At 44.0% G+C, this 4709-nt stretch carries 5 protein-coding genes; 1 reads left to right on the forward strand and 4 read right to left on the reverse strand.

Annotated features, from left to right (window positions below):
- Window positions 1-354 precede the first annotated feature (354 nt).
- Complete coding sequence (locus F6K52_RS37155) at window positions 355-702, reverse strand: Uma2 family endonuclease (protein ID WP_364420844.1); 348 nt, start codon at window positions 700-702, stop codon at window positions 355-357.
- Window positions 703-845: 143 nt separating this feature from the next.
- Between F6K52_RS37155 and F6K52_RS32565 the strand changes: the two genes are divergently transcribed.
- Complete coding sequence (locus tag F6K52_RS32565; protein ID WP_293088653.1) at window positions 846-1568, forward strand: TPM domain-containing protein; 723 nt, start codon at window positions 846-848, stop codon at window positions 1566-1568.
- A 142-nt stretch (window positions 1569-1710) separates the two neighbouring features.
- Here the strand turns inward: F6K52_RS32565 and F6K52_RS32570 are convergent, their stop codons facing one another.
- From F6K52_RS32570 to F6K52_RS32580, 3 genes are all read right to left on the reverse strand, one after another.
- Window positions 1711-2289, reverse strand: a complete 579-nt coding sequence (locus F6K52_RS32570) for a PspC domain-containing protein (protein ID WP_293088655.1) — start codon at window positions 2287-2289, stop codon at window positions 1711-1713.
- A 135-nt stretch (window positions 2290-2424) separates the two neighbouring features.
- Window positions 2425-2889 (reverse strand): GIY-YIG nuclease family protein, encoded by a 465-nt coding sequence (locus tag F6K52_RS32575; protein WP_293088657.1) that lies wholly within the window; start codon window positions 2887-2889, stop codon window positions 2425-2427.
- Window positions 2890-3090: 201 nt separating this feature from the next.
- Complete coding sequence (locus tag F6K52_RS32580; protein WP_293088659.1) at window positions 3091-4287, reverse strand: GNAT family N-acetyltransferase; 1197 nt, start codon at window positions 4285-4287, stop codon at window positions 3091-3093.
- Window positions 4288-4709 lie beyond the last annotated feature (422 nt).

Consider the following 4709-nt stretch of genomic DNA (forward strand, 5'->3'; position numbering starts at 1 on the left):
TCTCAAGCTCAACAAGAGCTTGAGTAGCCCGTTGCTGAGCTTGAGTAGCCCGTTGCTGAGCCTGTTGATTTCTCTCATTTTCGGAGGGATACCGTCTGGCATTTTGGTCATACCAATACAACCACTCCCTAGTCCAATCAAGATAAGTTCCCTAAGTCAGCATAGTGTGACATACTCCTACACTGACTCTGCTCTTACAGAGCCGCTTCGCGAACGAGTGAGCGTGTAGGCTTCTTGCCAACTCCACCCAACGGTTCGGATACTCGGCAAGCTTTATTAACGATACGGGATGCCCCTCCGCACCGGAACAATACAAAAAGTTCTATTTTTAAACACGCAGGTGGCGGTTAGCTCTTAATTTGTTTTCCCTGCTATTTTTATTATAACGTTTTTCAGGCTGTTTATCAGAGTTCCAGCTCCGCGATTCATCCCACACCTCAATGCGCATTGAGGTGTGGGATGAATCGCGGAGGAAGCTAAACTTAGGAATGCATCCGGCACTATGGCTGACGGTTTGGGATTGTAATAGTATCCCATATCTATACCAAAAAACCAATCCCTGCGCTCTGACCAGATTATCGCTAAAATCGATTTCAATAAGTGAGGGATGGTATCTTGCAGTTCATTATCCACAGGGGTTTCATCAGAAGAGGGTAATTCTTCTGAAGTCGGAAGGTATTGTAACGGGTCATAGTTTAGCATAGTTAAATTGCCTAGACCTGAGTGGTGATATGTTAGCAGATTAGCTAAATACCATTATCTTGACCATAAATCCGATTAGGTTGATGATCAGTTTCTATAGTATTTTAGGGACAAGTCTATTTTGCTTTGTTGTTAGCTTTGTTATGAAACAGCTCCTCAACCAACTACAAAACCAACGCAAATACATTAAATCCCTAATTATCCCTGTTTTAGGTATCTTGTTAGCAAGCGGAATCATTGCAGCACCAGCCAATGCCATCAATGTCTATCAAATGCCTAACATTAGCGCTGGAGAACCGACTTGGGTAATTGACAAGTCAGAAGTTCTCTCTCGCTTTACAGAAGGCAAGTTGACTCAATCCTTAGAGGATTTAGCCAAAGCAACGGGCAATCAAGTTAGACTTGTCACTGTCCACGGCCTAGATTATGGTGAAACAGCAGCAACCTTTGCCCAAGGGTTGTTTGAAAAATGGTATGGTAATCCAGAAGACCAAGCTAATCAAACCTTGATAGTGCTGGATACTGTCACCAATAACAGTGCTATCGTTACTGGCAATTCCGTTAAGGAAATTATGTCTGATGACATTGCTGAAAGTGTGGCTTCTGAAACCCTACAGGTGCCGCTGCGGGATGGCAACAAGTATAATCAGGCTTTCTTAGATGTAAGCGATCGCATAGTAGCTGTCTTATCTGGCGAAGCAGATCCCGGTGCTCCTGTATTGGAAGAAGACATTAACATTGCTGGCAACTTTAAGAGTGCAGAAGAAACTCAAGAGAGCAATGCTACTCTTTGGGTTGTAGTTATTTTAGTTGTTGCTACAGTTGTGCCGATGGTTACCTACTTTTTCTATCAAGGTTTTTCCTAAGTATTTTGCTGTCAGTTGTCAGCCTTCAGCTGTCAGCGAGTTGTGTTAAAAACTCATCAATTGGTAATGGGCAATAATTTAGATGTTTGCCTATTACCATTAAATCTTTTGTTGATTACTTCGTAGTAGTTTAATTCTGTGATTAAGCATTTTCCCTGGAAGGGGATAAGGGAAATGCTAACCAGATCCAGACATAAAACAGCGTTATAATCGGGCCAATTGGGCTAATCACAATCGAAACTGCCACCGTCACAATCCGTACAGCCAGAACTGAAATCCTAAACCGTTGAGCAATGGCTCCACAAACCCCAGCAATTATCTTATGGCGTCTGCTCCTCGTAAACCGGTTTCTTGTGCTCCCTGAAATCTCATCATCTGACTTTTTCAAACGCTGTACTAAGGTAATCACCAATCCTACAGTACCCACAAATCCAGAGGGAATTGTCAAGATTGCAAACCAATGAGAAAAAGTCATAAACGAAAAAATATTCCCAAGCCAAGGCTTTTGCGGACAAGTAAATGTAATCATTACCGATTCACAGCCCAACAACTCTGCCAATTGGAGTCCACCAAAAGTAAGCAAAAGTGGTAGAATACCGAAGATAATACAAATTCCAATCAAACTCCAGTGTTGCCAAAGTTTAACAGAACGACGGACAGGAATAGCAGCTAGTACTGGTCCAATTAAAAATAAAAACAGGAGTAAAGGAAGGTAAATCATGCCAGAGTCAATGGCATACTAAAACCACAGACTTAGAGCCCTTGGTGTTAGCACCCTTGGTTAAGAACTACTCCGATGCTAGCCCAATCTCTCCGAGATCGGGAGATATGTGAGGCTCCTGTGGGGTTGATAGTGTCAAAGAGATGATATATATCTCATCACTTCTGGAGTCGCATCAAACCATTCCCCAGAAATCCTAAGATGTTGGAATTTCCTGTGAAAATCGGTTTCCATCTTAGCACTTCCTGGGATAATTTTTATTAGTTCTAAAGTCGTTACACTCTTAGTTTCAAGCCCTCTAATATTACCATTGGGGTTAGTAGTGTAACCGATCCGAATCGCATTGCGTCCCTTGTCTAAGATAAAGTAAAGCCTAGCTGGATTTTCTTCTTCAGGGCTGGATAGGCAGCTTTGTACTAAATTCCCTGTGGCTTTGTGCAACCGAATAAAGGTTTGAGCGTCACTAGCGTATTCTGGAAGCTTAGAACGCTCTACAGCCATGGTCATATAACGCAATGCAGCTGCGTGTCTTCCCTCCGACGCTTCATCGACAGCCAGGGCTAGCAGGTCATAGGGTGAGCATTGGCGAAAATTACTCATTATTGTTGTAGTTGGGCTGAGCAATACCTGATTTGTATGCTAGGAATTGGTAATAATAGCACACCTAATGACCTTATGTAAAGACCTGATCTCAATTCAGATCCGGGAAATCTGATCGCATAAGCGCGGAAGCTGAGGCCTTTGGCCAATCTGTGCTTTGTGCAAAAGCCACTTTTATTCAAAATACTCCTCAACTGCTAATCAATCCGGAATCTGAAAGTTAATCTCGCGCTTGGTAAAGGGCAAATCTTGATTAATAGCCTCAATTTCCTCACGCTCCATGAGGTTAACCTCATCGATATAGTTTTGAAAAATCCGATCAAAGCGTTTATCGTAGAATCGGTGAACACTATGGTTAGCAGTTGCTGGAAAACCACGACGCTTCTTGTGACGCCCACCAGCACCAGGGTCAAACATGGTGATGCCCTGGCCGATTGCCCACTCAATCGGTGCATAGTAACAGGCTTCAAAATGTAAGCAGTCAAATTCTTCAAAACAGCCCCAATAACGACCATACAAATGATTGCCCTTATTAACACAAAAGGACATTCCCACTGGTTTTTGGTCATCCTCCTCCTGGTAAGCAGCAATTAATACCACTCGCTGACGGTAGTTAGGATACAATTGCTTAAAAAATTGGCGCGTGAGATATTTGCTACCCCACATAAATTTATCGCAGGTGCTGCTGTAGAAGCTGTAGATTAAGGGAAACAAGGATTTTTCAATGTCATCCCCGGTGAAGATTTTCAGGGTCAGACCTGCTTTGGCTACAGCCTTGCGTTCTCGTTTAATATTGCGGCGTTGATTAGCATTAAAGACCTTTAGGTAATCCTCAAAACTGCTAAAACCTTGGTTTTGCCAAATATAGCTGTGATGTAGCCAGCTCTTAAAACCATTGCGTTCAATCACTGGTCGCCAATCCGGGTCAACGAAGAGGAAGTGACAACCAGACAGATGATTGCGATCGCAAAAATGATCGATGGCACTTACCATGATTTCTGTCAGCTCATCTTCATCTTCTCCCGGTGCTATCAAAAACCGATAGCCTACCGCTGGGGTAAATGGTGTCATACCCAACAACTTCGGATAGTAGGAAATACCCAAGCGGTAGGATAAATCCGCCCACTGTTGGTCAAAGACAAACTCTCCGTAACTGTGACCTTTGACATACATAGGTGCAGCAGCGATCAGCTGTCTATCTCGCCACACCGTTAGGTGATTGGGCAACCAACCGGTTTTAGCAGTAGCACTACCAGATGTTTCAATATTATTCAACCATTCCCACTCGAGAAAAGGAGTCAAAAGGGGTTGGGCAAGGTCATCCCAAGCGGATTGGGGAATATCTGCCATGCGGTTGACCCAGATAACGGAATAGTCAAGCTTAGGTTGTTGAACCATTGGGGTAATCTAGGATTAGGGGAACTTGAGATTGGTAAAGTCAGCAAATCTGTTCGCGTAGCGTGGCCAAACGCGCACGCGTGGCCAATAGGCCAAGGCCAAGTCTGAAACAATTCCTTTGTCTTGATGCAGTCGCTCATGGTTTGGGTTCTGTGTGCGGAACCTGCGTCCGCACCTGTCTTGATGCAAAGCGCGAGTGGGGGAAACCCCCAAGACCGCGCTGCATCGCTCTCCAGCCCCGTGGAAACCCCCGCGTGAAGGCGCTGCATCGCTCGATCAATTACTCAGAAACTGGAATGTTTGTTACCTTAAGCCTTAAGGTTTTTACCGTCTTCTTAAAGTATTACACTTCGACTTTCCGTTGATCAATCGAGAGGGTTATCAGACGAGATATGACCAGATATTCCGTCTCTTAGTTTAAG

It is taken from the genome of Moorena sp. SIO3H5, from assembly GCF_010692395.1.
Lineage (GTDB): Bacteria > Cyanobacteriota > Cyanobacteriia > Cyanobacteriales > Coleofasciculaceae > Moorena.

Bases quoted from the DNA above. Each gene is read 5' to 3' on its own strand.
- F6K52_RS32570 (WP_293088655.1), bottom strand. From the start codon at position 2,289: ATGATTTACCTTCCTTTACTCCTGTTTTTATTTTTAATTGGACCAGTA.
- F6K52_RS32580 (WP_293088659.1), bottom strand. From the start codon at position 4,287: ATGGTTCAACAACCTAAGCTTGACTATTCCGTTATCTGGGTCAACCGC.
- F6K52_RS32565 (WP_293088653.1), top strand. From the start codon at position 846: ATGAAACAGCTCCTCAACCAACTACAAAACCAACGCAAATACATTAAA.
- F6K52_RS37155 (WP_364420844.1), bottom strand. From the start codon at position 702: ATGCTAAACTATGACCCGTTACAATACCTTCCGACTTCAGAAGAATTA.
- F6K52_RS32575 (WP_293088657.1), bottom strand. From the start codon at position 2,889: ATGAGTAATTTTCGCCAATGCTCACCCTATGACCTGCTAGCCCTGGCT.